Genomic DNA, 1,402 nt, shown 5'->3' on the forward strand with positions numbered 1-1,402 from the left:
GTCCCAAGATTTCCAACCACGCCTGTACAAAACATCGTGAACATGGTAAACTGTAAAAAACGACAAAAAAGAAGGAGCCACAGCCATGACACGAAAGACTTATACCGCAGAGTACAAAACAAAGCTTGTCCTTGAGGTGATCCGAGAGGAAAGCCGCCTTGAGGAAATCGCCGCGGAAAATGAAATCAATCCCAATATGCTGAGGAACTGGAAACAGGAATTCTTACAGAACGCATCCAAAGCATTTGAGAAAAAGGAATCCAAAGCAGCAAAGCGCGCAGAAAAAAAGAAGGAGGAAGCCCTGGAGAAAGAACAGACCAAGATGCTGAAGAAGATCGGTCAACTCACGCTGGAACGTGATTTTCTCCAGGATTGCTTTCGCAAGTGCGACCTCCCCATCCCCAAATATGATAAATCCGAAGAATGAACTGTCTGTCCGCCGTCAGTGCGAATTGCTGCACATGGAACGCTCGGTTGTCTATTATAAGCCTGCGGATCGTACCTATAAACAGCAGCGGGAAGAAGAACTGATGCGATTGATTGACACGCTCCATACGGAATATCCCTGCTTCGGCAGCAGAAGACTTTTGATCAAGCTGCGTGAGAAAGGGCATACCGTCAGTCGGAAGCTGATCCGACATCTCATGCAGAAAATGGGGCTGTATGTCATCTATCCAAAGCCGAATCTTTCCAAAAGAGACTTCAAAGAATCTGTCGTTCCTTATCTTTTACGCAGCAAAACCGTTGATTTTCCGAATCAGGTGTGGTCTGTGGACATCACCTATATCCCGATGGGTCGCAGTCATCTGTATCTGACCGCGCTGATCGACTGGTTCAGCCGCAAAATCATGGGCTGGACACTTTCCGATACCCTTGATACAAAGCCTGTTCTTGAAACTGTAAAAGCGGCTGTCGAAACATACGGAACCCCGGCAATCATCAATTCTGATCAAGGAAGCCAGTTTACCAGCAAGGAATACAAGAATCTTCTGCGCAGTTTCGGTATCCGGCAAAGCATGGACGGCAAGTCCCGCTGGGCGGACAACATCATGATCGAGCGTTGGTTCCGGAGTCTCAAAACGGAACTGATCTACATCAATGAGTTTCAGTCCCCGAAGGAGCTTCGCGCCGCGATCCGGGAGTACGTCAGGCAGTACAATGCGGTTCGCCCGCATCAGAATCTCGATTATGCCACGCCTGACCATGTGTACGATTCTGCCTTCAAAGGCGCAGCGTAAGACCTTGGGGAGAACACCGACACCCCAAGGGGCTTAAAGAGCCACCGAGAAAGCCACCCCCTTGAGGTTTCGGTTTTCTCCCCAAACCCCTCTTTCCACTTCCTGATCCCCCGGCTTTCTCGCTCTGAGAAATAGATAACGAAATTTTCACGATGTTTTTTCTT

2 protein-coding genes are annotated in these 1,402 nt (G+C 48.7%); both read left to right on the forward strand.

Annotation, left to right across the window (positions count from 1 at the left end; translation table 11 throughout):
- The first annotated feature begins 85 nt into the window (after positions 1 to 85).
- Positions 86 to 427, forward strand: a complete 342-nt coding sequence (locus tag MJZ26_15200; GenBank protein ID MCQ2107122.1) for a transposase — start codon at positions 86 to 88, stop codon at positions 425 to 427.
- Positions 408 to 1,238 (forward strand): IS3 family transposase, encoded by an 831-nt coding sequence (locus MJZ26_15205; GenBank protein ID MCQ2107123.1) that lies wholly within the window; start codon positions 408 to 410, stop codon positions 1,236 to 1,238. Before MJZ26_15200 ends, MJZ26_15205 begins: the two co-directional genes overlap by 20 nt.
- Positions 1,239 to 1,402 lie beyond the last annotated feature (164 nt).

This window comes from Fibrobacter sp. (assembly GCA_024398965.1).
In the GTDB taxonomy this organism is placed as follows: domain Bacteria; phylum Fibrobacterota; class Fibrobacteria; order Fibrobacterales; family Fibrobacteraceae; genus Fibrobacter.

Bases quoted from the DNA above. Each gene is read 5' to 3' on its own strand.
- MJZ26_15205 (MCQ2107123.1), top strand. From the start codon at position 408: ATGATAAATCCGAAGAATGAACTGTCTGTCCGCCGTCAGTGCGAATTG.
- MJZ26_15200 (MCQ2107122.1), top strand. From the start codon at position 86: ATGACACGAAAGACTTATACCGCAGAGTACAAAACAAAGCTTGTCCTT.